The organism is Pseudomonas khavaziana (assembly GCF_036704165.1).
GTDB classification, from domain to species: domain Bacteria; phylum Pseudomonadota; class Gammaproteobacteria; order Pseudomonadales; family Pseudomonadaceae; genus Aquipseudomonas; species Aquipseudomonas khavaziana.
On record NZ_CP129946.1, the window covers coordinates 2,736,658 to 2,760,152 of the forward strand.

General features: G+C 62.2%; 26 protein-coding genes. 14 read left to right on the forward strand and 12 right to left on the reverse strand.

The genetic code is table 11. The features are described from left to right. Positions 1–4 precede the first annotated feature (4 nt). The 5 genes from QYQ93_RS12205 to QYQ93_RS12225 all read left to right on the forward strand — a co-directional run bounded on the left by QYQ93_RS12205 (position 5) and on the right by QYQ93_RS12225 (position 2,844). Positions 5–460: a DMT family transporter gene (locus QYQ93_RS12205; protein WP_043049517.1), complete on the forward strand. Its 456-nt coding sequence runs from the start codon at positions 5–7 to the stop codon at positions 458–460. An 89-nt stretch (positions 461–549) separates the two neighbouring features. Beyond that, complete coding sequence (locus QYQ93_RS12210) at positions 550–720, forward strand: metallothionein (RefSeq protein WP_043049518.1); 171 nt, start codon at positions 550–552, stop codon at positions 718–720. 116 nt (positions 721–836) lie between these two features. Further along, entirely contained in the window at positions 837–1,613 is a 777-nt protein-coding gene (locus tag QYQ93_RS12215) for a helix-turn-helix transcriptional regulator (RefSeq protein WP_338477051.1), read from the forward strand. 69 nt (positions 1,614–1,682) lie between these two features. Next, positions 1,683–1,856: a DUF1427 family protein gene (locus QYQ93_RS12220; RefSeq protein WP_080889084.1), complete on the forward strand. Its 174-nt coding sequence runs from the start codon at positions 1,683–1,685 to the stop codon at positions 1,854–1,856. A gap of 28 nt (positions 1,857–1,884) precedes the next feature. Beyond that, positions 1,885–2,844: a zinc-binding alcohol dehydrogenase family protein gene (locus QYQ93_RS12225; RefSeq protein ID WP_338477052.1), complete on the forward strand. Its 960-nt coding sequence runs from the start codon at positions 1,885–1,887 to the stop codon at positions 2,842–2,844. 109 nt (positions 2,845–2,953) lie between these two features. On the opposite strand, the gene QYQ93_RS12230 is transcribed toward QYQ93_RS12225, so the two are convergent. From QYQ93_RS12230 to QYQ93_RS12240, 3 genes are all read right to left on the reverse strand, one after another. Continuing rightward, positions 2,954–3,985 (reverse strand): purine nucleoside permease, encoded by a 1,032-nt coding sequence (locus QYQ93_RS12230; protein ID WP_338477053.1) that lies wholly within the window; start codon positions 3,983–3,985, stop codon positions 2,954–2,956. A 14-nt stretch (positions 3,986–3,999) separates the two neighbouring features. Continuing rightward, the gene (locus QYQ93_RS12235) at positions 4,000–4,950 is read right to left on the reverse strand and encodes a nucleoside-specific channel-forming protein Tsx (protein ID WP_057011267.1); all 951 of its coding nucleotides are present in this window, start codon (positions 4,948–4,950) and stop codon (positions 4,000–4,002) included. Between the two features lie 172 nt (positions 4,951–5,122). Beyond that, a complete protein-coding gene (locus QYQ93_RS12240) occupies positions 5,123–6,046 on the reverse strand; it encodes an AraC family transcriptional regulator (protein WP_338477054.1) in 924 nt (307 codons plus the stop codon). Between the two features lie 211 nt (positions 6,047–6,257). Here QYQ93_RS12240 and QYQ93_RS12245 point away from each other — a divergent pair, with 211 nt between their 5' ends. Both QYQ93_RS12245 and QYQ93_RS12250 read left to right on the forward strand, forming a co-directional pair. Beyond that, positions 6,258–7,568, forward strand: a complete 1,311-nt coding sequence (locus QYQ93_RS12245) for a sugar ABC transporter substrate-binding protein (protein WP_338477055.1) — start codon at positions 6,258–6,260, stop codon at positions 7,566–7,568. Between the two features lie 18 nt (positions 7,569–7,586). Continuing rightward, positions 7,587–8,360 carry an L-iditol 2-dehydrogenase gene (locus QYQ93_RS12250; protein ID WP_043049525.1) on the forward strand — a complete coding sequence of 258 codons (774 nt, stop codon included), beginning with the start codon at positions 7,587–7,589 and terminating at the stop codon, positions 8,358–8,360. Between the two features lie 39 nt (positions 8,361–8,399). Here the strand turns inward: QYQ93_RS12250 and QYQ93_RS12255 are convergent, their stop codons facing one another. Then, positions 8,400–9,092 carry an NUDIX hydrolase gene (locus QYQ93_RS12255; protein WP_043049526.1) on the reverse strand — a complete coding sequence of 231 codons (693 nt, stop codon included), beginning with the start codon at positions 9,090–9,092 and terminating at the stop codon, positions 8,400–8,402. Between the two features lie 145 nt (positions 9,093–9,237). On the opposite strand from QYQ93_RS12255, the gene QYQ93_RS12260 reads away from it, so the two are divergent. The 3 genes from QYQ93_RS12260 to nadE are packed head-to-tail and all read left to right on the forward strand — an operon-like array spanning position 9,238 to position 11,925. Then, a complete protein-coding gene (locus QYQ93_RS12260) occupies positions 9,238–9,885 on the forward strand; it encodes a nicotinamidase (RefSeq protein ID WP_043049527.1) in 648 nt (215 codons plus the stop codon). Positions 9,886–9,896: 11 nt separating this feature from the next. Further along, positions 9,897–11,114, forward strand: coding sequence for a nicotinate phosphoribosyltransferase (gene pncB, locus QYQ93_RS12265; RefSeq protein ID WP_338477056.1), 1,218 nt, complete (start codon positions 9,897–9,899; stop codon positions 11,112–11,114). A 1-nt stretch (position 11,115) separates the two neighbouring features. Continuing rightward, positions 11,116–11,925, forward strand: coding sequence for an ammonia-dependent NAD(+) synthetase (gene nadE, locus QYQ93_RS12270; RefSeq protein WP_043049529.1), 810 nt, complete (start codon positions 11,116–11,118; stop codon positions 11,923–11,925). Positions 11,926–12,046: 121 nt separating this feature from the next. Here the strand turns inward: nadE and QYQ93_RS12275 are convergent, their stop codons facing one another. From QYQ93_RS12275 to QYQ93_RS12305, 7 genes are read right to left on the reverse strand one after another with little or no spacing between them, the layout of a single operon-like run. Further along, positions 12,047–13,078, reverse strand: a complete 1,032-nt coding sequence (locus tag QYQ93_RS12275) for an ABC transporter substrate-binding protein (protein ID WP_338477057.1) — start codon at positions 13,076–13,078, stop codon at positions 12,047–12,049. Between the two features lie 13 nt (positions 13,079–13,091). Then, positions 13,092–14,189, reverse strand: coding sequence for an FAD-dependent oxidoreductase (locus tag QYQ93_RS12280; RefSeq protein ID WP_338477058.1), 1,098 nt, complete (start codon positions 14,187–14,189; stop codon positions 13,092–13,094). Continuing rightward, positions 14,186–15,529: an NAD(P)/FAD-dependent oxidoreductase gene (locus tag QYQ93_RS12285; RefSeq protein WP_338477059.1), complete on the reverse strand. Its 1,344-nt coding sequence runs from the start codon at positions 15,527–15,529 to the stop codon at positions 14,186–14,188. The genes QYQ93_RS12280 and QYQ93_RS12285 overlap by 4 nt, the downstream gene beginning before the upstream one ends. Next, positions 15,526–15,816 carry a (2Fe-2S)-binding protein gene (locus tag QYQ93_RS12290; RefSeq protein ID WP_043049533.1) on the reverse strand — a complete coding sequence of 97 codons (291 nt, stop codon included), beginning with the start codon at positions 15,814–15,816 and terminating at the stop codon, positions 15,526–15,528. The genes QYQ93_RS12285 and QYQ93_RS12290 overlap by 4 nt, the downstream gene beginning before the upstream one ends. Next, a complete protein-coding gene (locus tag QYQ93_RS12295) occupies positions 15,816–16,610 on the reverse strand; it encodes an ABC transporter permease (protein WP_043049534.1) in 795 nt (264 codons plus the stop codon). The genes QYQ93_RS12290 and QYQ93_RS12295 overlap by 1 nt, the downstream gene beginning before the upstream one ends. A gap of 4 nt (positions 16,611–16,614) precedes the next feature. Then, positions 16,615–17,460, reverse strand: coding sequence for an ABC transporter permease (locus QYQ93_RS12300; protein WP_043049535.1), 846 nt, complete (start codon positions 17,458–17,460; stop codon positions 16,615–16,617). After that, positions 17,457–18,485, reverse strand: coding sequence for an ABC transporter ATP-binding protein (locus tag QYQ93_RS12305; protein WP_338477060.1), 1,029 nt, complete (start codon positions 18,483–18,485; stop codon positions 17,457–17,459). The genes QYQ93_RS12300 and QYQ93_RS12305 overlap by 4 nt, the downstream gene beginning before the upstream one ends. A 240-nt stretch (positions 18,486–18,725) precedes the next feature. Between QYQ93_RS12305 and QYQ93_RS12310 the strand changes: the two genes are divergently transcribed. From QYQ93_RS12310 to QYQ93_RS12320, 3 genes are all read left to right on the forward strand, one after another. Continuing rightward, positions 18,726–19,556 (forward strand): IclR family transcriptional regulator, encoded by an 831-nt coding sequence (locus tag QYQ93_RS12310; protein WP_338477061.1) that lies wholly within the window; start codon positions 18,726–18,728, stop codon positions 19,554–19,556. 88 nt (positions 19,557–19,644) lie between these two features. Continuing rightward, positions 19,645–20,217 carry a DUF2239 family protein gene (locus tag QYQ93_RS12315; RefSeq protein WP_043049538.1) on the forward strand — a complete coding sequence of 191 codons (573 nt, stop codon included), beginning with the start codon at positions 19,645–19,647 and terminating at the stop codon, positions 20,215–20,217. 22 nt (positions 20,218–20,239) lie between these two features. Further along, positions 20,240–21,595: an MATE family efflux transporter gene (locus tag QYQ93_RS12320; RefSeq protein ID WP_338477062.1), complete on the forward strand. Its 1,356-nt coding sequence runs from the start codon at positions 20,240–20,242 to the stop codon at positions 21,593–21,595. On the opposite strand, the gene QYQ93_RS12325 is transcribed toward QYQ93_RS12320, so the two are convergent. Continuing rightward, positions 21,579–22,166 carry a TetR/AcrR family transcriptional regulator gene (locus QYQ93_RS12325; protein WP_338477063.1) on the reverse strand — a complete coding sequence of 196 codons (588 nt, stop codon included), beginning with the start codon at positions 22,164–22,166 and terminating at the stop codon, positions 21,579–21,581. The two genes, QYQ93_RS12320 and QYQ93_RS12325, sit on opposite strands and share 17 nt — an antisense overlap. A 132-nt stretch (positions 22,167–22,298) precedes the next feature. On the opposite strand from QYQ93_RS12325, the gene QYQ93_RS12330 reads away from it, so the two are divergent. Further along, the gene (locus QYQ93_RS12330) at positions 22,299–23,471 is read left to right on the forward strand and encodes an MFS transporter (protein ID WP_043049541.1); all 1,173 of its coding nucleotides are present in this window, start codon (positions 22,299–22,301) and stop codon (positions 23,469–23,471) included. Positions 23,472–23,495: the final 24 nt, after the last annotated feature.

A 23,495-nucleotide genomic window follows, 5' to 3' on the forward strand; every position in this document is an offset into this window, starting at 1 on the left:
GACGATGAATCTGATTCTGTTGTTGGTGGTGGTGATTGCGGCGGGGGCGGTGTTGAGCGTGCAGGCCGCGATCAATGGGCGCCTGGGCCAGACGGTTGGGGTGTTGCGCAGCAGCCTGCTGACCTTTGCCGTTGGCGCGCTCATTACGGCGTTGTTGATATTTTTCTTCGAGCCGGCCCAGGCCGTCAGCCTGCTGGACGTGCCGAAATGGCAATTGACCGGCGCCTTGTTCGGTGTGGTGTACATGCTGGTGATGGTCGGCGCGGTGCCGGTGGTCGGCACGGCTGTCGCCACGGTGGCGGTGATTGTCGGGCAGTTGGGCATGGGCATGCTGATCGACAACTTCGGCTGGCTGGGCAACCCGGCCATCGAATTATCAGGGAGCCGCATCGTGGCGATGCTCTGCCTGGCCCTGGCGCTGGTGTTCATGTATCGCAGCAATACCCGGGCGGCCGACTGATGGCGCTGAACCTTGGCGTCGTATGCGCAGTCACTGCTTAAGGTGCGGTGTTCGCCGCATCGCGACGACCATGAAAAAGGAGTCTGACCATGCCAGATCAAACCTGTGCTTGCCCACACTGCAAATGCGTACTGGGCAGCGATGCGATCATGAAGGACGGTAAGGGTTATTGCTGCCAGGGCTGTGCCGAGCACCATGCCCACGGTGAGCCTTGCGCCGCCGCGACGGGCTGCGAATGCGCCAAGTCGGCCCACACCTGAGGTGTTCGACCTGCAGGCCCGGGCAAACCGGTGCCTGCAGGGTGCGTTAAAACAGTTCGCTTGTCGGCGGTGAGTCTTTACCATGCTCACCTGTCTTCGATTAATGTGTACCCGCCATGGCCCTGGCCGCGCCTCCCGACCTCAGTAATCACGCCGTCCCTGTGCAGCCGTTGGCGCGCACCTATCCGCGTGGGTTATACGTGGAGCCCCATAGCCACGATTGGGGCCAGTTGCTCTATGCCATGAGCGGTGTGATGTGGGTCGAGACGCCCCGCGAAGCCCTGGTGGTGCCGCCCCAGCGCGCCGTGTGGTTGCCGCCGGGGGTGGAGCACGGAATCCGTGTGGTTTCCGATTTGCAAATGCGCAATATCTACCTGCGTCCGGCATTGGCAGCGACGCTGGACAGCCAGGTGCAGGTCATCGAAGTAGGCCGGTTGTTGCGTGAATTGATCGTGACGTTGGTCGAACAAGGCGATCATGGCGATGCCGGCTACTACGAGGCGGTCGTCGGCCTGGCCCTGCTGGAGCTGCAACGCGCACGCCGCTCACCAATCCGCATCGCCATGCCGGTGGCGGCTGATCGGCGGCTGATCAAGGCCTGCCAGGCGGTCATGGCTGCGCCCTCCCTGGAAATCCCCTTCGAGCAGCACGCCGAGGCCGCGGGCGCCAGCGTGCGCACCCTGGCGCGACTGTTCCAGAACCATCTGGGCATGGGCTTTGCCGAGTGGCGGCGCCAGGTGCAGTTGGCGACGGCAGCCGCGGAGTTGGTCCAGGGCCAGTCGGTGAGCGGCATTGCCCGCGGCCTGGGTTATTCGCCCAGCAGTTTCAGCGACATGTTCCGCAGGGAACTGGGGGTATCGCCTTCGCAGTACGCGGGTTGGCCGAAATCCTGAAGCACTTGGCCGATGCCGACCCCAGGCGCGCCTTAAGCTGAGCCCATCAATCAACTGGGCCTAGCCTCCATGAACTATCTGATTTCCCTGGCCATCGGCCTGTTTGTCGGCGTTATCTATGGCGCGCTGGACTTCCGCTCGCCCGCGCCGCCAGCCATTGCCCTGGTGGGCCTGATGGGCATATTGCTCGGCGAAAAACTCTGGCCCATGGGGCAGCAGCTGTTCAGCGATTGGTTGTCCTGACGCCGTTTCCCCTCGAAGGATGTCTTTGATGAAAGCACTGCAATTTAGCGCCACTGGCGACCTCGCCAACCTGCACCTGGTCGATGTCGCCATGCCCGTGCCGGGCGCCGATGAAGTACTGGTCCAGGTAAAAGCCGCGGGCCTGAACCCCAGCGACGTAAAAAATGTACTCGGCCGTTTTCCCTACACCACGTTGCCACGCATTCCCGGGCGTGACTTTGCCGGCGTGGTGGTGGAAGGCCCGCAAGCGCTGCTCGGCCAGGAGGTCTGGGGTACCGGTCGTGACCTGGGCTTTTTCGCTGGCGGCTCCCATGCCCAATACCTTCGGGTGTCAGCCACAGGCGTGGCGCATAAACCCAGTCGCCTGAGCTTTGCCCAGGCCGCCAGCCTGGGTGTGCCGTATACCACCGCCTGGGATGCCCTGGAGCGCAGCGGTGTCGGTAAGGGCACGCGCTTGCTGGTGATTGGCGCCAATGGTGCCGTCGGCAGTGCGGCGTTGGCGCTGGCCAGGATTCGCGGCGCCCAGGTGTTGGCGGCGGTGCGCAAGGCTGATCAGGTCGAGGCATTGCGGGCGCAAGGGGTTGACGCGATTGGCCTGGGCAAGCCGGAAGCACTCGGTGCCCAGGTGCATGCAGTGTTCGAGGGCGGCGCCGAGGTGATCTTCGACACCACCGGCTTCTGGCTGCCCGCTGCGGTGGCGGGGTTGGCGCCGTTCGGGCGTATCGCGATTATTGCCGCACCGGTCGACGGTCACGTGCAACTGCCTGCCTTGGCGCTGTACCGCAAGGGTGGGTCGGTGGTGGGGGTCAATTCGTTGCTCTATAGCTGTGAGCAATGTGCGGTGATGCTGGAGGCGTTCGGGCAGTTCTTTGATGAAGGCTTGTTGCTGGCGCCGACCGGCCTGCGCGAAGTAGCGTTGGCTGACGGAGTTGAGTGCTATGAGCAAGTGAACAGCGGTAGCCCAGACAAAATAATCTTCCTGCCGTAAACCGTATCAAATGTGGGAGGGGGCTTGCCCCCGAAGGCGGTGTGTCAGTGTCAGATGCATTGACTGACACACTGCCATCGGGGGCAAGCCCCCTCCCACATTTAGATCTTTACTCGACCTCGGGCACGCCTTTTTCCCACGTCGACCAATCCTTCACAATCGCCTGGACCAACGGATTGCCCGTGCGATAGAGGTTTTCCAGCGCCGGTACAAAGCCGCCCTGGTCCGCATACTTGAGCAGGTTGTCTACCTCGCTGTAGCCCGGATAAGGCCGGTCAAAGTCCGAGCCCGCGCGCACCACGGCCAGGCGCTGGATGTCCACCAAGCCTTCGCGGCTGGCACGCAGCAGCGCTTCATAGGTGGAGTTGTCTTCCTGTTGGGTGGTGCAGTACTCGCCTTTATTGTCGGTGAGCAACTTGGTCCAGACTTCGGCGCGTTCGCTCAAGCGTGTGCCGGAAAACCAGGTGTTGCCCGCCAGGGTGTCGCAGCGCGTGACTTGCGGCGGCTGGTTGGCCGGGGCGGCAGGGTAGTGTTTGCGCCAGGCCGCCGACTCCTTGCTTTCCGTCAGCTCAACCTGGTGCGACAAGGCAAAGGCCTTGGCTTGCAGCTTGGGGTTGAGCTCGAACACTTCGGTCTTGTAGTCCAGTGGTGGTTTTTCGTTGGGGCCCTTGGTGTTGATGCCGATATAACCGGTCGGCCAATCCTTGGGCGCATCCCGGGAATCAAGCTCCCACTGGGTGCCAAACTCCACCAGGTAATGAGCCCAGGCAGCAGTGCCGATGGTGCCGTGCTTGGGGCTGATGCCGGCAATCCCGGCGATCAGGAAGTAACTCTGGCGCAGGTCGAACTTGGGCGACAGGGCCAGGGCCAGGGTCGATGCGGCAGCATTGGTCTGGCCCATGCCGGTCACCAGCAGGCACACGTCCTGGGTATTGCAGCGAATCACCGGATAGTCGGCAGACAAACCCGGCACGCGCACTTCTTGCTTGAGCTCCAGGCGGTCGATCCAGGTCTGCGCCTCGGGGGCGAACATGGTGATCAGCATCACCTTGGGTTTGATCGGCGCCGGGTTATCCGCCAGCACCACGTGGGGCAGCAGGGCCAGGCCGACGGCCAGCGAGACACGGGTAAGTGTTTTCATCTATAGCTCCTTGATCAGAATTGGTAGCCCACGCCGGCGTAGTAACCCCAGCCGTCGGAGCGGGCGCGGAAGTTGCCTTCGCCGAAATTCAACTCGCTGCCGTCCTCCCAGTTACCGCCGTTATGAAAGTAACGTCCCACCAAGGTAAAACGCAGGTGAGTGAATGAGTACAGCAGCACGTTGGTGGCCACCAGGGAATTGGCGGTGCGCGCCGGGTTGTCCTTGTGCAGGTCGGAACCGAAATCGTAGTTGGTAAAACCGATATAAGTGAGTGAAGCACCATTGTCGAACTTGCCGATGGGCACGATGTACTTCATTTGCGCACGGTAGCCGTCCCAGGAATATTCATTGCTGGCGCCGTAGTTTTCCCACTGGTAGCGCCCATAGAAGTTGGCCGACAGGTTGACCCGCGAGTGGGTCTCGATATCGGTGCCCAGGCCGCTGTAAAGGGTGTTGGCGCGGTTTTCCTTGTTGCTGCCATGGTCGTAGATCCAGTCAAAGGCCACATACCATTCCTTGAACGGGCCAATCGCCAGGCTGCGGCCTGCGAGGTAGTCGATGGAGATCCGCGGTTCATGCTCCATGAACACCGGCGAGCCATGGTCCCACACGCCTTTGTCATTGCTGTTACCGATGGTGAGGATCTTCGGTACGTCGATATAGCCGTACAACTCAAAGGGCCCTTTGCGCCCGAAGTACTCGTACTCCAGGTAGACGTCGTCCTGGGGCTTGGGTCCGAAGCTGATGTCTTTGCTGCCGATCAGCGTCAGGTCCTGGTTGAACCACTCCGACAGATAAACGCCTTTTTTTGCCGGGGGATTGGCTTCTGGGCTGAGGGCTTCGCCCTGTGCTGAGTCATCGACGGGCTTTTCCTGCGCCAAAATGGGTGCACTGAGTACTCCCGTAACGGCAGCCAGTAGCAAGGAAACACCAAAGCAAGCGCGGGGCCTTGAGGTGGGGTGCATTGAAAATCCTTATTCGTACGCGGTTTGAGCCCGATTTGCCGGGTAGGGGTGAACTTGGTGCGCAAGTTCGTTCCGCAAACGTTTGCACAGGCTGTACCAACTTTGCTCAATGGCTTGAACTGTTTAGAAAAAACGCGAATTAGCCGACGGTTTGGTCAGAAAACCAACAGGCTCAGACCTTGCCGATGGGGTTGAATAGATGCAGTGCGGTCTGCCGCCGATATTCGCTCGGCGTCTGGTGCATTTCGATGCGAAAGTGGCGGTTGAAATTGGACAGGTTGGCGTAGCCCACCTCAAAGCAGATATCCGCCACCGACATCTGGCTTTGCAACAACAACCGGCAGGCACGCTGCACGCGGAACTTGCGCATCAGGTCGATGAAGCCGTGGCCGGTATTGCGCTTGAAAAAGCGTGAGAAGCCCGGTTCGCTCATCTCCAATTGCCGGGCAATGTCCGACAGGCGCACATCGCCCGTCAGTTCGCGCATCAGGTAATCGAAGGCTTGGTTGACGCGTTCGGCACTGCGCGCATCCAGGGTCGGCGCATAGCATGGGCTGGCCAGGGCCTTGGCCTGTGAGGGCGGGGCATGTTGGAGGATGTCGAGCAGTTGCAGGAACAGGATCAGGCGTTGCAGGCCATGGGCGCTGCCGATGGCTTCCATCAGCCTGGCGGCGTTAACCGCCGCCTCACCGGTGAATTCGACACCACGTCGCGCCTGTTCAAACAGCGGCTGTAAATCGCCAAGTTCAGGCAGGGCCTTGCGCAGGGCCAGGAGGGCTGCGCCGTCGAATTGCAGCACCACATCGCGGCCACTCAGGTATTCGCCGGGGGCCAGGTCGCCGATCCAGTCGTGGGGCAGGTCAGGGCCGATCAGCGCGACATGCCCGGCGCTGAAGGCCCCGATGTAGTCACCCGCCACCAGCTTGCCGCTGCCTTGGCGGATCAGGTGGATTTCAAATTCGGGGTGATGGTTCCAGCGCGCCAGCTCATACGGATAGTCATGTTCGAACCAGCGAAAGCAATGCTGCGGTTCGGGCAGGATCACTTCGAGTTCGGCAGGGCGGTGCTCAAACAGTTGGGTGCGACTGACGGGCATGCTGATGCCTCTTGTAGGTATGCAATGGTCTTAAAAATACGCGCACTGGCAATCCGTGCGCTACTCCCGGTTTCACCTGGCACTGATACTTTTTTGCTCCTGGGTCCGAGGTTAAAAAAGTATCAGTTGCTGATTCGCCAGGCGTTTGTGAGGGCCAGGCCAAGCTGCTGTAATCGGGTCTCGACAACAAAAACAACAGGTGGAAACCGCCATGCTCAAGCTACCGCAAGCACTGTTCCTGCTGACCGGCCTGGCCCTGGCCATACCCAGCCATGCCGCTGACACCGTGACCATCGCCACGGTCAACAACAGCGACATGATCCGTATGCAGCGTCTGTCCAAGGTCTTCGAAGCGCAGCACCCGGATATCCAGCTCAACTGGGTGGTGCTGGAAGAAAATGTGCTGCGCCAGCGCCTCACCACCGATATCGCCACCCAGGGCGGGCAGTTCGACGTGCTGACGATCGGCACCTACGAAACCCCGTTATGGGGCGCCAAGCACTGGCTGGAGCCGCTGACCCAACTGCCGGCCGACTATGACATCGAGGATATCTTCCCCTCGGTTCGCCAGGGCCTGTCCGTCAACAATACCCTGTATGCCTTGCCGTTCTACGGCGAAAGCACCGTCACCTACTACCGCACCGACCTGTTCAAGCAAGCCGGCCTGAGCATGCCCTCACATCCGACCTGGACCGAACTGGGTGAATTCGCTGCCAGACTCACCGCCAAGGACAAAGACCAGTACGGCCTGTGCCTGCGTGGCAAGGCCGGTTGGGGCGAGAACATCGCCTTGCTGAGCACCATGGCCAATGCGTTCGGCGCGCGCTGGTTCGACGAGCATTGGCAGCCCGAGCTGACCAGCCCTGAATGGGCTGCGGCCGCCAACTTCTACGTCAACACCCTCAAGCAATACGGCCCGCCAGGCGCGTCCAGCAATGGTTTCAATGAAACCCTGGCGCTGTTCAACAGCGGCAAGTGTGCGATCTGGGTGGACGCCAGCGTCGCCGGCTCCTTCACCACCGACACCAGCCAGAGCAAAGTCGCCGACCGCGTAGGTTTCGCCGCAGCCCCCACCGAAGTCACCGACAAGGGCTCGTCCTGGCTCTATGCCTGGTCCCTGGCGATCCCGGCCACCTCCAAGCACAAGGACGCCGCCAAGGCGTTTATCAGTTGGGCGACATCCAAGGCCTACATCCAGCTGGTCGCCGAGAAAGAAGGTGTCACCAACGTACCGCCGGGCACCCGCCAGTCCACCTACAGCGCGGCGTACCTGCAGGCCGCACCGTTTGCCCAGGTGACCCTGGAGATGATGAAGCACGCCGACCCCGCACATCCTTCGGCCAAACCTGTGCCATACGTGGGCATCCAGTACGTGACCATCCCCGAGTTCCAGGCCATCGGCACCTCCGTTGGCAAGCTGTTCTCGGCGGCGCTAACCGGTGGTATGTCGGTTGAGCAGGCATTGCAGCAGGCGCAGGCCAGTACCGAACGCGAGATGAAACGCGCCGGCTACCCGAAATAACTTTGACAGGACATCCCGATGAAACGACTCGAAGGTAAAAGCGCGCTGATCACCGGATCGGCGCGGGGCATTGGCCGCGCGTTTGCCCAGGCCTACATCGCCGAAGGCGCCACCGTTGCCATTGCCGACATCAACCTGCAACGGGCCCAGGCCACTGCTGCCGAACTGGGGCCCCAGGCCTACGCGGTGGCGATGGACGTCACCGACCAAGCATCCATCGACACTGCCATCGCCACGGTGGTGGCCCATGCCGGCAAGCTGGATATCCTGATCAACAATGCGGCGCTGTTCGACCTGGCGCCCATCGTCGACATCACCCGCGACAGCTTTGAGCGGCTGTTTTCGATCAACGTTGCCGGCACCCTGTTCACCTTGCAGGCCGCAGCCCGGCAGATGATCCGCCAGGGGCATGGCGGCAAGATCATCAACATGGCCAGCCAGGCGGGGCGGCGTGGCGAGCCGTTGGTGGCGGTTTATTGTGCGACCAAGGCAGCGGTGATCAGCCTGACGCAATCGGCGGGGCTGAACCTCATCAAGCAGGGCATCAACGTCAACGCCATCGCCCCGGGCGTGGTGGACGGCGAGCACTGGGATGGCGTGGATGCGCTGTTCGCCAGGCATGAAGGTTTGGCGTCGGGCGAGAAGAAAAAGCGGGTAGGGGACGAGGTGCCGTTTGGGCGGATGGGTACGGCCGAAGACCTGACCGGCATGGCGATCTTCCTGGCATCAAAGGAAGCCGACTATGTGGTGGCCCAGACCTACAACGTCGATGGCGGTAACTGGATGAACTAAAGCCCCGCGGATTTACCCATCGCTGTTCTTGCAAGAGCGTCAGTCAGCAAAGCTTCGATCAAAGAAGTAAACCGCCCCAGGCTTCAAGTTTTCCATCGTCGCCTGGGGACGGCCGCCTTCGCCGTTCTTCTTGCGCCCCGTCTCGCGCAGATACCCCGCCTCCACGAGTTTCAACAGGCGCTGGCGAATACTGGTCTTCAACACCGGCCGCGCCAGCACCAAGGAGAAGATCGTGGTCGCTTCCGGCGCGCTGAATTCATGGCCCAGGAACATCAGCGGCAAGCTGCTGTACAGCGACTTTGACAACAGCCGCTCATGCACGGCCGCCACGATGCTGTTGTGATCGAATGGCAGCTTGATACTGCCATCGGCCACCGCATTCAGTGAAAACCAGCCCTGGTGCTCGCCCAGCTCCATTTCATCCGCCACGATTGCCAGGTAGTAAGTCGACGACGACCAGCAGCGCGGGTCGCGAAACGCGTCGCCCACCGTGCCCACCTGTTCGCTCCAGGCCAGGTCCAGGCCGACCTTGTCACTGGCGCGCAAGCGTTCCACCGCATCCTTGAGGCTCAGGTCTTGCACGTCGCCATTCACTACCACACCCGGCAGTGCCCAATGCCCGGCGAACGGCTCAGCTTCGCGTTTAGTCAGCAGCAGCTTCAATTCTGCAGCGGCGCGGCAATAACACAGCACGCAGAGATCGACGGTATGCAGGTAAGCGCTAAGTGGCATGACAGGTCCTTATCAACAGTGGCCGGCATAGTCTAACGGATCGAACAGATATGTCATGAACTGACGTCCGCCTAAATAAACAAATGTTTCTTGCCATGAAAGTACATGACGTGTACTTTTGTTTCCAGGCCACCGGAGAATCGCCATGACCCTCGCTAAAACCGCTGTCGCTTCATTCGACGTCGACGCCCAGAAAAGCTTCACGCCGCTGTGCCCCAATGAATTGCCGGTGGCCGGTGGCGACCGCATCGGCGCCGAGCTCAACTACATGGCCAGCCTTGCCGGCCATCGCATCGGCAGCAAGGACGCCCACACGCCCCACGCGCCCTGGGTGGTTGCGCAGCACAGCGAGATGCTGCAACCCACCGGCCTGGTCCACGCCGATGTCACCTGGGTCAGCCACTGTGTGCCGGGCACCGAGGGCTTCACCTTGCTCGACGAGTTGCCCAGCCCCTATGACTACGACTACTTCATCTGGAAAGGCGTCGAACCCGACCTGCACCCCTATGGCGCCTGCTACCACGACCTGCACGACAAGCTGTCCACCGGGGTGATCGAGTACCTCAAGGCCCAGGGCATCGCCCGCGTGATCGTCGGCGGGCTGGCCCTGGACTACTGCGTCAAGACCACCGCACTGCAACTGCTCAAGGCTGGCCTGCAAGTCGTCCTGCACCTGCCGGCCTGTCGCAGCATCAGTGAGGAGGGCGGTGTACAGGCCGTGAATGAGTTGCTCAAGGCCGGTGCTGTCATCAGCAGTACCCGCGAAGAACTGGCCGCGATGGCCGCGCGTTAAGGAGACCCACCATGGAAAGTGCCTACGACAAGCAATCCCCAGTGATCCAGGGCCTGCTCGATACCGACTACTACACCTTCACCATGATGCAGGCGGTATTGCACCAGCACCCCAATGTCGATGTGGAATACAACTTTATCGTGCGCTCCAGGGAAAAACTCGGGCACCTGATCCCGCAGCTGCGGGACGAGCTGGAAAAACTCGCCGGCCTGCACATGCGCGAAGGTGAGCTGCGCTTTTTGTTCAACCCGCGTTTTCGCGAATACCTCACCCCGGACTACGAGCGCTTCCTTGGCCTGTTCCGCTTCAACCTGCGCTATATCCACGTCAGTGAAGTCGACGGCCAGCTCAACATCCGCGTAATCGGCCCGATGTTGCATTGCATCATGTTCGAACAACCGGTCCTGGCCCTGGTCAGCGAATTGCGCAACCGTGACAAATACCCCGACGTCACCCTGGAGGACGTCACCCGCAAGCTGTACCAGAAATTCGACTGGCTGGAAAAAAACCTCAGCCGCGATGAATTGGCCGACCTGCGCGTGTCTGACTTCTCTACCCGCCGGCGCCTGTCGTTCAAGGCCCAGCGCGAAGTGGTAGACATCATGCGTCGCGACTTTCCCGGCCAGTTTGTCGGCACCAGCAACGCGCACCTGGCCTACGAGTTCGACCTGCCGCTGATCGGCACCATGGCCCACCAATGGCTGATGGTGCACCAGCAACTGGGACGCCTGCGTGAAAGCCAGAATGCCGCGCTGGAAAACTGGGTGCGCGAGTACCGTGGCCGCCTGGGCATTGCCCTGACCGACTGCATCAGCACGGATTTTTTCCTCAAGGACTTCGACCTGTACTTCGCCAAGCTCTACGACGGCCTACGCCAGGATTCCGGTGACCCCATCGCCTGGGCCGACAAGGTGCTGGCCAGATACAAGGAACTTGGCATCGACCCCATGACCAAAGACCTTATGTTCTCCGATGGCTTGAACTTCGAAAAATGTCTGCCGATCCTGCGCCACATCCGTGGCAAGGCCAAGTTCGGCTTTGGCATGGGCACCAGCCTGGCGTGTGATGTGCAAGGTGTGGAGCCGCTGAGCATCGTGATGAAACTGGTACGGGTGCACGGCGAGCCGGTGGTGAAGTTCTCCGATGACCCGGTCAAGAACGTTTGCGAAGACGCCTCGTTTTTGCAGTACGCGGCGCAGGTATTCAATGTCGGCAATGTGGAGGTTTGACATGCAGGACCGTATCGCACAGGAACTGAATATCAATCGGCAGCTGGTGAAGGGGGGCGAAGCCAAGGAAATCCAACGGCGCATCGACTTCATCAAGCGCACCTTGCGCAGTTCGGGCTGCAAAGCCCTGGTGCTGGGCATCAGTGGCGGCGTCGACTCGCTGGTCGCCGGCCGCCTGTGCCAGCTGGCGGTCGAGCAGCTGCGCGCGCAGGATTACGCCGCGCGGTTCATCGCCATGCGCCTGCCGTACAAGAGCCAGGCTGACGAGCACGATGCTACCGCGTCCTTGGACTTTATACGCCCGGACCAGATCGATACCCTAAACATCGCCGCCAGTGTCGATGGCCTGATGAGCAGCCTGCCTGCCGGCGAGGTCGATGCTGAACGCGTGGACTTCATCAAAGGCAACGTCAAGGCGCGCACGCGGATGATTGCGCAATATGCCGTCGCCAACCTGCAAAACGGTCTGGTGGTCGGTACCGACCAAGGCGCTGAAGCGCTGATGGGTTTCTTCACCAAATTCGGCGACGGCGCCTGCGACCTGGCACCGCTGTCCGGTCTGACCAAAACCCAGGTACGCCTGCTCGGCACTGCACTGGGCGCCCCCGACAACCTGGTCAAAAAAGCCCCGACCGCCGACCTCGAGGAATTGGCGCCAGGCAAGCTGGACGAAGTCGCCTACGGCTGTACCTATGACGACATCGATGCGTACCTGATGGGTGAGCCTGTGAGTGAGCACGTAAGAACGATTGTAGAGAGCGCCTACAGCAAGACCGCGCACAAGCGTGCGCTGCCCATCGTGCCCCTTTAGGCAAAGTTGCCCTTACAACTTTGTTACGCCGCTGGACCTATGGGAGCGGCTGGTCAGTCAAGAGATGGCCCAGGCAATCGGTGACCTGGCCGAGGTAGCTTGCTCCCACAGGCCCAGAAGCCTACCGCTCAATCGACCGACTCCACCGCGCATTCCACTGCGGCCGTGCCTGATTCACCTGGTCCCAATCAATCGAAATCGCCGTCTGCAGATAACTCTGCATGGCCTCCACACGTTCACGGGTCTTGTCGGTGGTGGGCGTGGTCGGGTTCGATGGAATCTGGTCGCCTTCTTCCAACGCTGGCGCCTGGGCTTCGGCGGTCAGCAGGAAGGCGGCGAGCTTCTGCGCCAGTTCCGGCTGGTCGTTGCGGGCGATCACGCATTCGGCGACGTTGAGCACCACTGCGCCTTCCTTGGGTTGTGCGTACTCCATGGGCACACCGAGCAGCTTTTGCGTGGCGACCTGGGTCGGAGTCAGGGGGAAGATTGCGGCTTCATCGGTTTGCACCATCTCGGAGATTTTTGCCGAGCTGGCGATATATTCCAGCACATTGGGGCCGACGGTGCTTGGCCAGGCCTTGAAGCCTGGTTCCACGTTGGTTTCATCGCCACCCTGGAGACGGTTGAACATCAAGAACCCGTGCAGACCGAAGGTGGAGGAGGCCAGGGACTGGAACACCACTTTTTCCTTGAAGCGCGGGTCGGCCAGGTCCATCCACGAGGTGGGCGCTGCCCAGCCTTTTTCCTTGAACAGCCTGGCGTTGTAGCCCAGGCCGGTGACGCCCAGGGTCACGGCCACCGCCTGCTCCTTGATCCTGGCCTTGGCCGGGATTTGCGCCAGGGTCGGGCTCGGCGCGAGCTTATCGCACAGGCCCATGGCGATGGCGCGGTACATGATGCCGTCGTCGAGGAACATCACATGCATCTGCGGGTTGGCCTGGTTGGCCTGGACCTTGGCAAGGATGTCCGATGAAGTGCCGGGCACGATCACCACCTTGACGTTATTGGCCTTCTCGAAGGCGGGCAGTACCTTGTCGGCGTACACCCGTTCCATGGTGCCGCCGTTCATGCCCAGGTACAGCGTCGGTGCGGCGTGGGCGGTGCCGGTGAGCAAGGCAAGGGACAAGCAGGACAACGCAAGACGTAAGTGCATGGGGTTTTTCCTCTCAGGCTTGGAAACGACGGATGGAAAACGCTTCGATAGGTTGGCGACTGGCGCCTGTGCAGACGATTTCTGCCAGGGCCTCACCGACCGCGGGCCCCAGCTGGAACCCGGCGCCGGCGAAGCCAAAACCGTGGAGCAGCCCTGGTTGGGTGCTGCTGGGGCCGATCACCGGTTCGTGATCGGGCAAGTAACCTTCGGTGCCGCTCCAGGTCCGAATGGCCTGGGCGCCCTTGAGAAACGGATACAGCTCGCCGGCATTGCGCAAAATCTCCAGCACCGCCACCTGGCCTGGCCTGGCCTTGCGTGGACCGACGGCAAAGCCACGACCACCGCCGAGGATGCAATTGCCTCTGGCGACCTGGCGCGCATAGATGCCGCCGCCCTCGACGCCGGTGCTGACTGTCATCACCACCGGCAACGGCTCGGTCACCAGCATCGCCGGGTGCGCCGAAGTGATCGGCACCGGCTCGCCAAATTGCGCGGCGACACTGCCAGCCCAGGCGCCGGCGCAGTTGAGCAGCCAGGGCGCCTGCAAGTGCAAGCCATTGGCGCAATGCACCTGGAACTGGCGGCTGTCATGTTCGATGCGGGTCACCTCGGCTTGCTCATGCACCGAAGCACCGAGGCGTTGCGCGGCGCGGGCGAAGGCCGGGGAGACCAGACGTGGGTTGGCATGCCCGTCTTCAGGGCACAGCGAGGCGCCCACGGCCACGTCACCCACCCAAGGGAAGTGCGCGCGCAATTGGCGTTGATCCAACAACTGCAAGTCCAGGCCAAAGCCACCGGTTTGTGTGGCGTACGCTTGCAGCGTGGCGAAGTCCGCAGGGCTGCGGGCCAGCTTCAAATGCCCGCAGCGCACGTATTCGCCGTCTATACCGATCAGCCCCGGCAAGTCGGCCCACAGCTGATGGGCGCGCTGGGACAATGGCAACTGATGCAAAGGCCGCCCCTGACGGCGCACGCCGCCATAATTGACGCCGCTGGAATGCGAGCCGCAAAAATCCCGCTCCACCAGCGCCACCCGCTGACCTCTCTGCGCCAGCATCAAGGCCGCCGAAGCGCCGACGATGCCGCCGCCCAAGACGATGACGTCGATCACGGCTGTACCTCCACGCCAAACGGCAATGGCTTGATCGGCGCCTGGCCACGCAGGCGTCCCACCTGATCGATGCGACGCCCACTGCGCTCAGCGACAATTTCCGCCGCCGCCGACCCGCACATGCGTCCCTGGCAGCGGCCCATACCGACGCGGCAATGGGCCTTGACCCTGTTGATTTCCCAGTGGCCTTCATCTACCACCGCCCGCACCGCGCCGGCGCTGACCTCTTCGCAACGGCACAGCATCAATTCGTCCGGCGCTTGCGCGGCCCAGTGTTCAGGGAAGGGGAACGCGGTTTCCAGGCCCTGTCGAAAGCGTCGGATACTTGCCAACTGTTTCTGCAGTGCCTCCCGGCGGCGCTGATCGACCGTGGTGCCGGCATCCTCCAGCAGCGCCAACGCCGCACATTCGCCGGCCATTTGCGCCGCATCCGCGCCCATGACCCCGGCGCCGTCGCCGGCCAGGTACACCGCTTCGACACTGCTGCGCCCGGCGCTGTCCCGTTGGGGCAACCAGGCACGGTTGAGACTGTCCCAGGCAAATTCACAGCCGAGCAAATCCGCCAATTGTGTCTCGCTGCGCAGGGCATGGGCGAAGGCCACCGCGTCGCATTCCAGGCTCTGTTCGCCCCAGCGAATCCCGCGAACCCGCTGGTCGCCGTCGATCTGCCTGAGGGTTGCGCCCTGATGCACGGGGATCCCGTGGGCGCTCAGCCAGGCGCGGTAATACATGCCTTTGGCCAGGGTCAGCGGCTGCCTGAGCAGCGCCGGCAATGCGCGACACTGGGCGCTGAACGGTGCGCTGTCGAGCACCGCCACCACCTTGGCGCCGGCCTGGGCGTATTGGTAAGCGACCAGATAGAGCAGTGGCCCGGAACCACAAAACGCCACGCGCCCGCCAATCGCGCAGCCCTGATATTTCAACGCGATCTGTGCCGCGCCCAGGCTATAGACACCTGGCAAGGTCCAGCCCGGTACCGGCAGGATGCGGTCGGTGGCGCCGGTGGCGACGATGAGCCTGGAGTACTCGATGCTCTGGGCGCGACCATTGTCGAGCAGGTCGAGGCGGCCGTCCTCAGCGTTCCACACCAGGGTGTGAGGTCGGTAGTCGATCAACCCTGCGAGTTCATCCATGGTGTGGTGCACAGCCTGAGCCTTACCTGCTTCAAAACCGTAAAGCTGCCTGGCAGAGCGCTGGAAATTTTCCGGTTGGCGCCGATAGATCTGCCCACCTGCGCGCAGGTTCTCGTCGATCAGGCAGGGCCGGATGCCGTGGTCAAGCAGTGTGCGGGCGGCGCGGATGCCCGCCGGGCCTGCACCGACAATCACCACCGGCTTCATGGCTGGCGCCCCGGGTCACGGCTGATCGCCTGGCCGGCTTCGAGCAAGGTCGAACAGGCCCGCACCCGGCGCCCGTCCCCAAGCCGTACCCAGCAATCCTGGCAGGCGCCCATCAGGCAAAAACCGGCGCGGCGTTCGGCGCTGAAATCGCTGCCGCGCACATGCTCGGCGCAGGTCAGCACGGCGGTCAGCAGCGTATCGCCAAGCAAACCCGTGGCGGGCTGGCCATCCAGGGTGAACGCCAGGGCAGGGCGCTGGGTTTCGGTCAAGCGCTTGAACAAGGCCATCAGTGTTTCCCCACCAGCACGCGATCCAGGCCGTAGACCCGGTCGAGCACAATCATGGTGGCTGCGGTGAGCGCGATCACCAGTGCCGATACGGCGGCCATCATCGGGTCGATGGACTCGGTGGCGTACACGTACATACGCACCGGCAGGGTTTGAGTCGCCGGCGAGCTGACGAAGATCGACAGGGTCACTTCATCGAAACTGTTGATGAAGGCCAGCAACCAGCCGCCCGCCACGCCGGGCAGGATCATCGGCAGGGTAACCAGCCGAAACAGCGTGAAGCGCCCGGCGCCGAGGGACTCGGCAGCCTGTTCGGCACTGCGATCGATACCGATGGCCGCGGCCAGTACCAGGCGCAACACATAGGGCGTGATAATTACCACGTGTGCCAGCATCAGCCAGGTGAAGCTGCCGTTGACGCCCATGAGCGCAAACAGGCGCAGCATCGCCACCCCCAGCACCAGGTGTGGGATGATGATCGGCGATAGAAATAACGCACTGAAAAAATTGCGCCCAGGGAACGCATAACGACTGATCGCCAGGGCCGCCGGCACCGCAATCAGGGTCGCCAGGGACGCGGCGGTAAAGGCCAGGATCAAACTGTTATAGAACGCCTGGATAAAGTCGGCGCGCTCGAACACCGCGCGAAACCAACGCAGGGAGAAGCCCGAAGTGGGCAGGCTCAAGGTATTTTCCGGGGTGAACGCCACCAGGCACACCACCACCAGCGGCGCCATCATGAACACCACCACCACCGTATGAAAACCTAGGGCCAAAGGACCGTTTCTAGACATGCGCTTAAACCCCCAGGGACTTTTTGTAGCGGCCTTCGACCATGCGGTTCCAGCTCAGCATGATCAGCAGATTGACCAACAGCAGCACCACGGCAATGGTCGCGCCCATAGGCCAATTGAGTTCCGACAGGTATTGGTCGTACACCACGGTGGCGACCATTTTCAGGCGGCGTCCACCCAGCAGCCCGGGGATTGCAAACGAGCTGGCGGCCAGGCCGAACACGATCAGGGTGCCGGACAACACCCCGGGCATTACCTGGGGCAGCACGATCTTGCGCATCACCGTGGCCTGGCTCGCACCGAGGGACAGCGCAGCCTGCTCAGCCGAGGGGTCGAGCTTTTGCAGCGAGGTCCACACCGGGATGATCATGAACGGCAGCATCACGTGCACCAACGCGATGATCACCGCGAACGGCGTGTACAGCAGCTTCAGCGGACGCCCGCCGAGAGCCTGGATTACCTGGTTGACCAGGCCGTCGGCGCCGAGCAGCAAACTCCAGCCAAACGCGCGAACCACCACCGAAATCAGCAGCGGTGTGAGGATCAGGATCAGGAAGATCGAGCGCCACGGCGTACCCATGCGGCTGAGGATGTAGGCTTGCGGCACGCCTATTACCACACACAGCAGGGTCACCAAGGCGCTGATCCAGAACGTGCGCCAGAAAATCTCGTAGAAGTAGGCATCGCCGAACAACGCCAGGTAATGGGCCAGGGTCCACTCATCGGCCTTTACGCCCACCTGGTAGTCAAACACGTTGAAAGACAGCACCAACGTCAGGCCCAGCGGCAGGATCAGCAGCCCGGCAAACAGCACCAACGCCGGCAGCGAGAGCAGGTAACCGCGACTCATGGGTGCACCTCATCCGCCGCCAGCACGCGCAGCAGATCCGCGTGCCATTGCAGGCCCACCGCCACGCCAGAGCTCAGCGGTGGGCTGCCGTCATTGCCGCGCACCACGGTGATTTCGCCGAGCGGTGTGTGAATGCGGTACAGCCATTGGCTGCCGAAAAAATAGCGGTCGAGCACCTTGCCTTGCACGCGGCCGGTGCCTGCATCCACCAGCTGGATCTTTTCCGGGCGCAGGCTCAGGGTCAGTTCGCCATCGCCACCCTCGTGACGCACCTGGGGCGTGCCGAGGGCGTCGTAGTCGCCGGCCAGCAGGTTGGCCTTGCCGACGAAATCCGAAATAAAGCGCGTGCGTGGGTGTTCATAGAGCTTGTATGGCATGTCGATCTGGGTCACGCGCCCGGCCTGCATCACCACCACACGGTCACTGATGGAAAGGGCTTCGGCCTGGTCGTGGGTGACCATCAAGGTGGTGATACCGACAGCGCATTGGATGCGGCGGATTTCAAATTGCATTTCTTCGCGCAGGTTGGCGTCGAGGTTGGACAGCGGCTCATCCAGCAGCAGCACCGGCGGTTCGATCACCAGCGCACGGGCCAGGGCCACGCGCTGGCGCTGGCCGCCGGACAACTCCCGGGGGTAGCGTTCGGCGTGGGGAGCCAGGCGTACCAGATCGAGTACTTGCTTGACCTTGCTGGCAATTTCCACGGCCGGCACCTTGCGCATTTTCAGGCCAAAGGCGACGTTGTCGCGCACGCTCATGTGAGGGAACAGCGCGTAGCTCTGGAACACCACGCCCAAGCCACGGCTGGCAGGCTTGGCGTGGGTGATGTCGCGACCGTCGAGCAGGATCTGCCCGCCGCTCACATCGACAAAGCCGGCGATCATTTGCAGGGTGGTGGTCTTGCCACAGCCCGAAGGGCCGAGCAGGGAAACGAACTCGCCTTTTTCCACCGCCAGGTCAGTGGCGACCACTGCGTCGACGGCGCCGTAGCGTTTGCTCAAGGCGTTGAGTTGGAGAAATGCCATGTCTGCGTTCCACCTTTTTTCAGTCGCGTCGAAACGCGCTTTTTTGTTTTGGGCAGATGCGAATGAAGTGTTGCCGGTGCGTTGGCGCTCGATCGAGTCGGCTGCCGTTTGTTGTTCATTTCGCCCCTGTGGACGCAGATTAGGACGAAGACTAGGATGGGCGGAAGATGGAATTTCACCCAATGGACTACTATTTTAATATTTATTCATTCAGCAGAATTTTATATGGAGATACTTGCTTTGAATTCCACTGCTCGGAATGACGGCAGCAAGGAAGTTGGCGCGGGCGGCGTGTCTCGGTTGTTCGCATTGTTGCGTACCCTGGGCGAGGTGCCCGACGGCGGCGAGCGTGTTACCCAGCTCGCCCAACAGGTTGGCTTGTCCCAACCTACTACCCACCGCCTGCTGCGTAGCCTGGTGGAGGAGGGCATGGTCGAGCAGGATGCGCGCAGCAAGCGTTATCGCCTGAGCCTGGAATTCTTTGCCTTGGCGGCCAATGCCGGCAAGACCGGCAACCTGCGCGAGCTGGTGCGCCCGAGCATGCTGCGCTTGAGCGCTTCGTTGGGCGATTCGTTGTTCCTGTTGGCGCGCAGCGGCTTCGATGCGATTTGCCTGGACCGCAGCGAAGGCCCGTACCCGATCCGCACCTTTACCGGCGATATCGGCGGGCGCGTGGCCTTGGGCGTGGGGCAGGGCAGCCTGGCGATCCTGGCGTTCCTGCCGGAGGAGGAGCGCGAGACAGTGATTCGCTACAACCTGCCACGGCTCAGGGACTTCCATCTGTACGACGAAGTGCTGCTGCGTTCGGAAGTGGAGAATGTTCGTAGCCTGGGGTATGCGGCACGCAATACCGGGGTGCTGGAGGGCATGGCGGGGTTGGCGGTGCCGATCCTCAATCGCGACGGGCATGCGGTGGCAGCATTGAGTGTGGCGACCATCAGTGACCGCCTGGGGCCGAGCCGCTTGCCGATGGTCGTAGAGTTGCTCAAACGCGAAGCCACGGCAATCGGGCCGCGCGTCAACCCATTCGACCCCACGTTGCGTCGGCCCTCGCAGGCTTTTGGCGGGTAGGCGATTGCGCCCGCAAAAGATTCTTGCAAGTCGGCCATTTCAGTCTAATATAACCCGGGTAAAACAAATAACATCCGGGTAATAAATCATGGCTGCGCACAACCTTTCCCTATGCACCGCCTTCACAGGCCATCAACGCGTTGCCGCCGGCACCTATGCCGATGTGGCCGAGGTTCTTGCCGCGCAATCATTGCCCGCCGGTAGCTTCCTGGTCTTCGATGACACCACGGGCACCCAGGTCGATTATCCGTGGCCAGCGGGTTACGCGTCGCAGCCCCCGGCCCCAGCCGAAAACGACGACGAGCCACCTGCAGCGCCCTCGGTGGGCCGCCCGAAATTGGGCGTGGTCGCCCGTGAAGTCACCTTGCTGCCACGTCATTGGGAGTGGCTCGGCCAGCAGCGCGGCGGCGCGTCGGCGGCCCTGCGCCGGTTGGTGGATGAAGCACGCACGGCCCATGCCAGCGTTGATCAACTGCGCCAGGCCAAGGAGGCCAGCTATCGCTTCATGAGCGCGATTGGCGGCAACCTGCCGGGCTTTGAAGACGCCGCGCGCGCGCTGTTTGCCGAGGACAGGGCCGGCTTTTCCAACAGCATCGCGCACTGGCCGGCGGACGTGCAGACGTACCTGGGCTGGTTATCGCGCAATGCCTTCCCAGCCTAATCACTTCGGGACTCGAACCAGCATGGAAGTTACCCAGCAACGGCCGTTGTGGCAGATCTACCTGATCTTTCTGGCACCCATGGTGCTTTCCAATTTTCTGCAGAGCTTTTCCGGCACCCTCAACGGTATCTATGTCGGGCAAATGCTCGGCACCCAGGCGCTGGCGGCGGTGTCGGGCATGTTCCCCATCGTGTTTTTCTTTATCGCCCTGGTGATCGGCCTGGGGGCGGGCGCTTCGGTATTGATCGGCCAGGCGTGGGGCGCCCAGGAGACGGGGCTGGTCAAAGTGATTACCGGCGCCACCCTGACGTTGGGCGCGCTGGTGGGCCTGATTGCCGCAGTACTGGGCAGCCTGTTCGCGCGTCCGGCCTTGCAGGCATTGGGTACGCCGCTGGATGTGCTCGACGATGCGGTGGGTTACGCCCAGATGATGATGTTGATCATGCCGTTGTTGCTGGTGTTCATCCTCTATACCCAATTGCTGCGCGGGGTGAGCGACACTATTTCGCCGCTGCTGGCGTTGATGCTCTCGACCCTGGTGGGTCTGCTGCTGACCCCGGCGCTGATCCGCGGCTGGATCGGCCTGCCGCCCATGGGCATCCAGAGTGCGGTGTACGCGGGTCTGGTGGGGAACGCCTTGGCGATGCTGTTTCTGGTCCTGCGGCTGCGGCATAAAAACCATGTGATGGCGCCGGATCGCGAATTGCTCGCGGCCTTGCGCCTGGACCGCGTCATCCTCGGCAAAGTCCTGCGTATCGGCCTGCCGACGGGCCTGCAGATGGTGGTGTTGTCGTTGTCGGAGTTGGTCATCCTGGCCCTGGTCAACGGCCACGGCTCACAGGCCACGGCGGCCTATGGCGCGGTCACGCAGATCGTCAACTATGTGCAGTTCCCGGCGCTGTCGATTGCCATCACCGCCTCGATCCTTGGTGCCCAGGCGATTGGCGCCGGGCGCCTGGAGCGCATCGGGCCGATCCTGCGCACCGGGTTGGTGATCAACCTGTGCCTGACCGGTGCGCTGATCGTGCTCGGCTACGGTTTGTCGCACTGGCTGCTGGGGTTGTTTATCACCGACGACAGCGCACGGGTCAGGGCCGAACACCTGCTGCACATCATGCTCTGGAGCATCCTGGTGTTCGGATTCCAGGCGGTGATCGGCGGCATCATGCGCGCCAGTGGCGTGGTACTGATGCCGGTGGCGATCTCGATTTTCTGCGTGCTCTGCGTGGAACTGCCGATGGCTTACCTGTTCAACGCCCACTTCGGGCTGGAAGGGGTGTGGATGGCCTTCCCGGTGACCTACCTGGCGATGCTGGTGTTGCAGACTCTGTACTACCGGCTGGTGTGGCGGCATAAGCAGATCAAGCGCTTGGTTTGAGGCTCAGCCCGCGCAAGAGTAGCTCCAGGCTCTGCAAACCTTCCTCCAGCCGTGTGCCTGGGTGGTCATCCCGGGCAATCCACAGCGCGGTATTGACCAGGCTGCCGTTGATCATTTGGGCCAGTGCCTGGCTGGGCGCCTGAGGGGTCAGCTCGGCCTGCATCAAAGCCTCCAGCAATTGGCGCAATGATTCCACGCAATGTTGTTGGCCGCCTGTGTCGCCTAGCACCGCTGGCGCATCCTGCAATACGATGCGCTGGATTTCAGGGTCCTGGGCCATGCGCAGATAAGCGCGGCAGCGTTCGCAAAAACCACTCCAGGGTTCTGCGGCCTGCTCCGAGATGCGCTGCAAACGCTCGTCCATCTCGCTGTCGAGCTGCGCGACCACGGCCGCCAGCAACCCTTTTTTGTCACCGAAGTGATGGTACAACGCGCCGCGTGTGAGCCCGGCCTGGGCGGTGAAGTCATCCATCGATGTATTGGCATAGCCTTGGGTCGCGAAGGCTCGGCGCGCGCTGGCTATCAGGCGGGCGCGGGTGGCTTCGATCATTTCGGCACGGGCTCGACTCATGAGAATCTCTTGGTTGAGTGATTGACATACGCTGCGTATGCGAAGCATGATTCGTTACATACGCACCGTATGTATTTTGCCCTGATCGCTTCAGATAACAAGCCCGGGGCTTCAAGCAAGAGGTCAAGCAGTATGGCAAACCCCTACGCCGAATTATTCCAGGTCCGCGGCGCCCGGGCCTTCGTGCTCGCCGGCATGCTGGCGCGAATGCCGATATCAATGACGGGCATCGGCCTGATCACCATGCTGTCACAGGTGCATGGCGGCTATGGCCTGGCCGGTTCGGTGGCGGCGGTGTTTGCCCTGGCTACGGCGTTTTGTGCGCCGCAAGTCTCACGGTGGGTGGACCGCTACGGCCAGGGCAAGGTGTTGCCGATTGCCGCGTCGATCGGCGGCGGGGCGTTGTTGATGGTGCTGCTGTGTACGCGCTTGCAGGCGCCGAATTGGACGCTGTTCCTGTTTGCTGCGTTGGCCGGTTGCATGCCGAACATGTCCGCCATGGTGCGGGCACGCTGGACCGAGCTGTACCGCGGCCAGCCCAGGCTGCAAACCGCGTTTGCCCTGGAGTCGGTGCTCGATGAGGTGTGCTTCATTATCGGGCCGCCCATTTCCGTGGGCCTGAGCGTGGTGCTGTTTCCTGAAGCCGGGCCCTTGGTCGCAGCGTTGCTGCTGGCCGTCGGCGTTACCACCTTTGTATTGCAGCGGCAGACCGAGCCACCGGTCCATACGCACCACGACGCACACGGTCGCTGGCTGATCGCTTCGCCCTCGGTACTGATCCTGATGATCCTGCTGCTGGCGATGGGCGTGATCGTCGGCGTCGTGGATGTGGTCAGCGTGGCGTTCGCCCAGCATCAAGGCCAGCCGGCGGCGGCGAGTATCGTGCTGTCGGTGTATGCCATCGGTTCATGCCTGGCCGGGCTGGCCTTTGGTGCCCTCAAGCTCAAGGCACCGTTGCCCCGGCAGTTCCTGTACTGCGGCGTGGCCACGGCGGTGACGACCTTGCCCTTGTTACTGGTAAGCAATATTCCGGGCCTGGCCGCGGCGATTTTTATCTCCGGGCTGTTCTTCGCGCCCACCTTGATCGTGTCCATGGCCATGGTCGAGCAGATCGTTGCGCCCAGCCGCCTCACCGAAGGCATGACCTGGCTGATCACTGGCCTGAGCATCGGTGTGGCCATTGGCGCCGCCAGCTCGGGTTGGATGATCGACCACTTCGGCGCCGCCAGCGGGTTCTGGGTGGCATTGGCGGCGGGGGCAGTGGTGTTGGGCTCGGCGGTGTTGGGTTACCGACGGTTAGGATGAAGGGCGTGCATTGCGTTCCAGGTC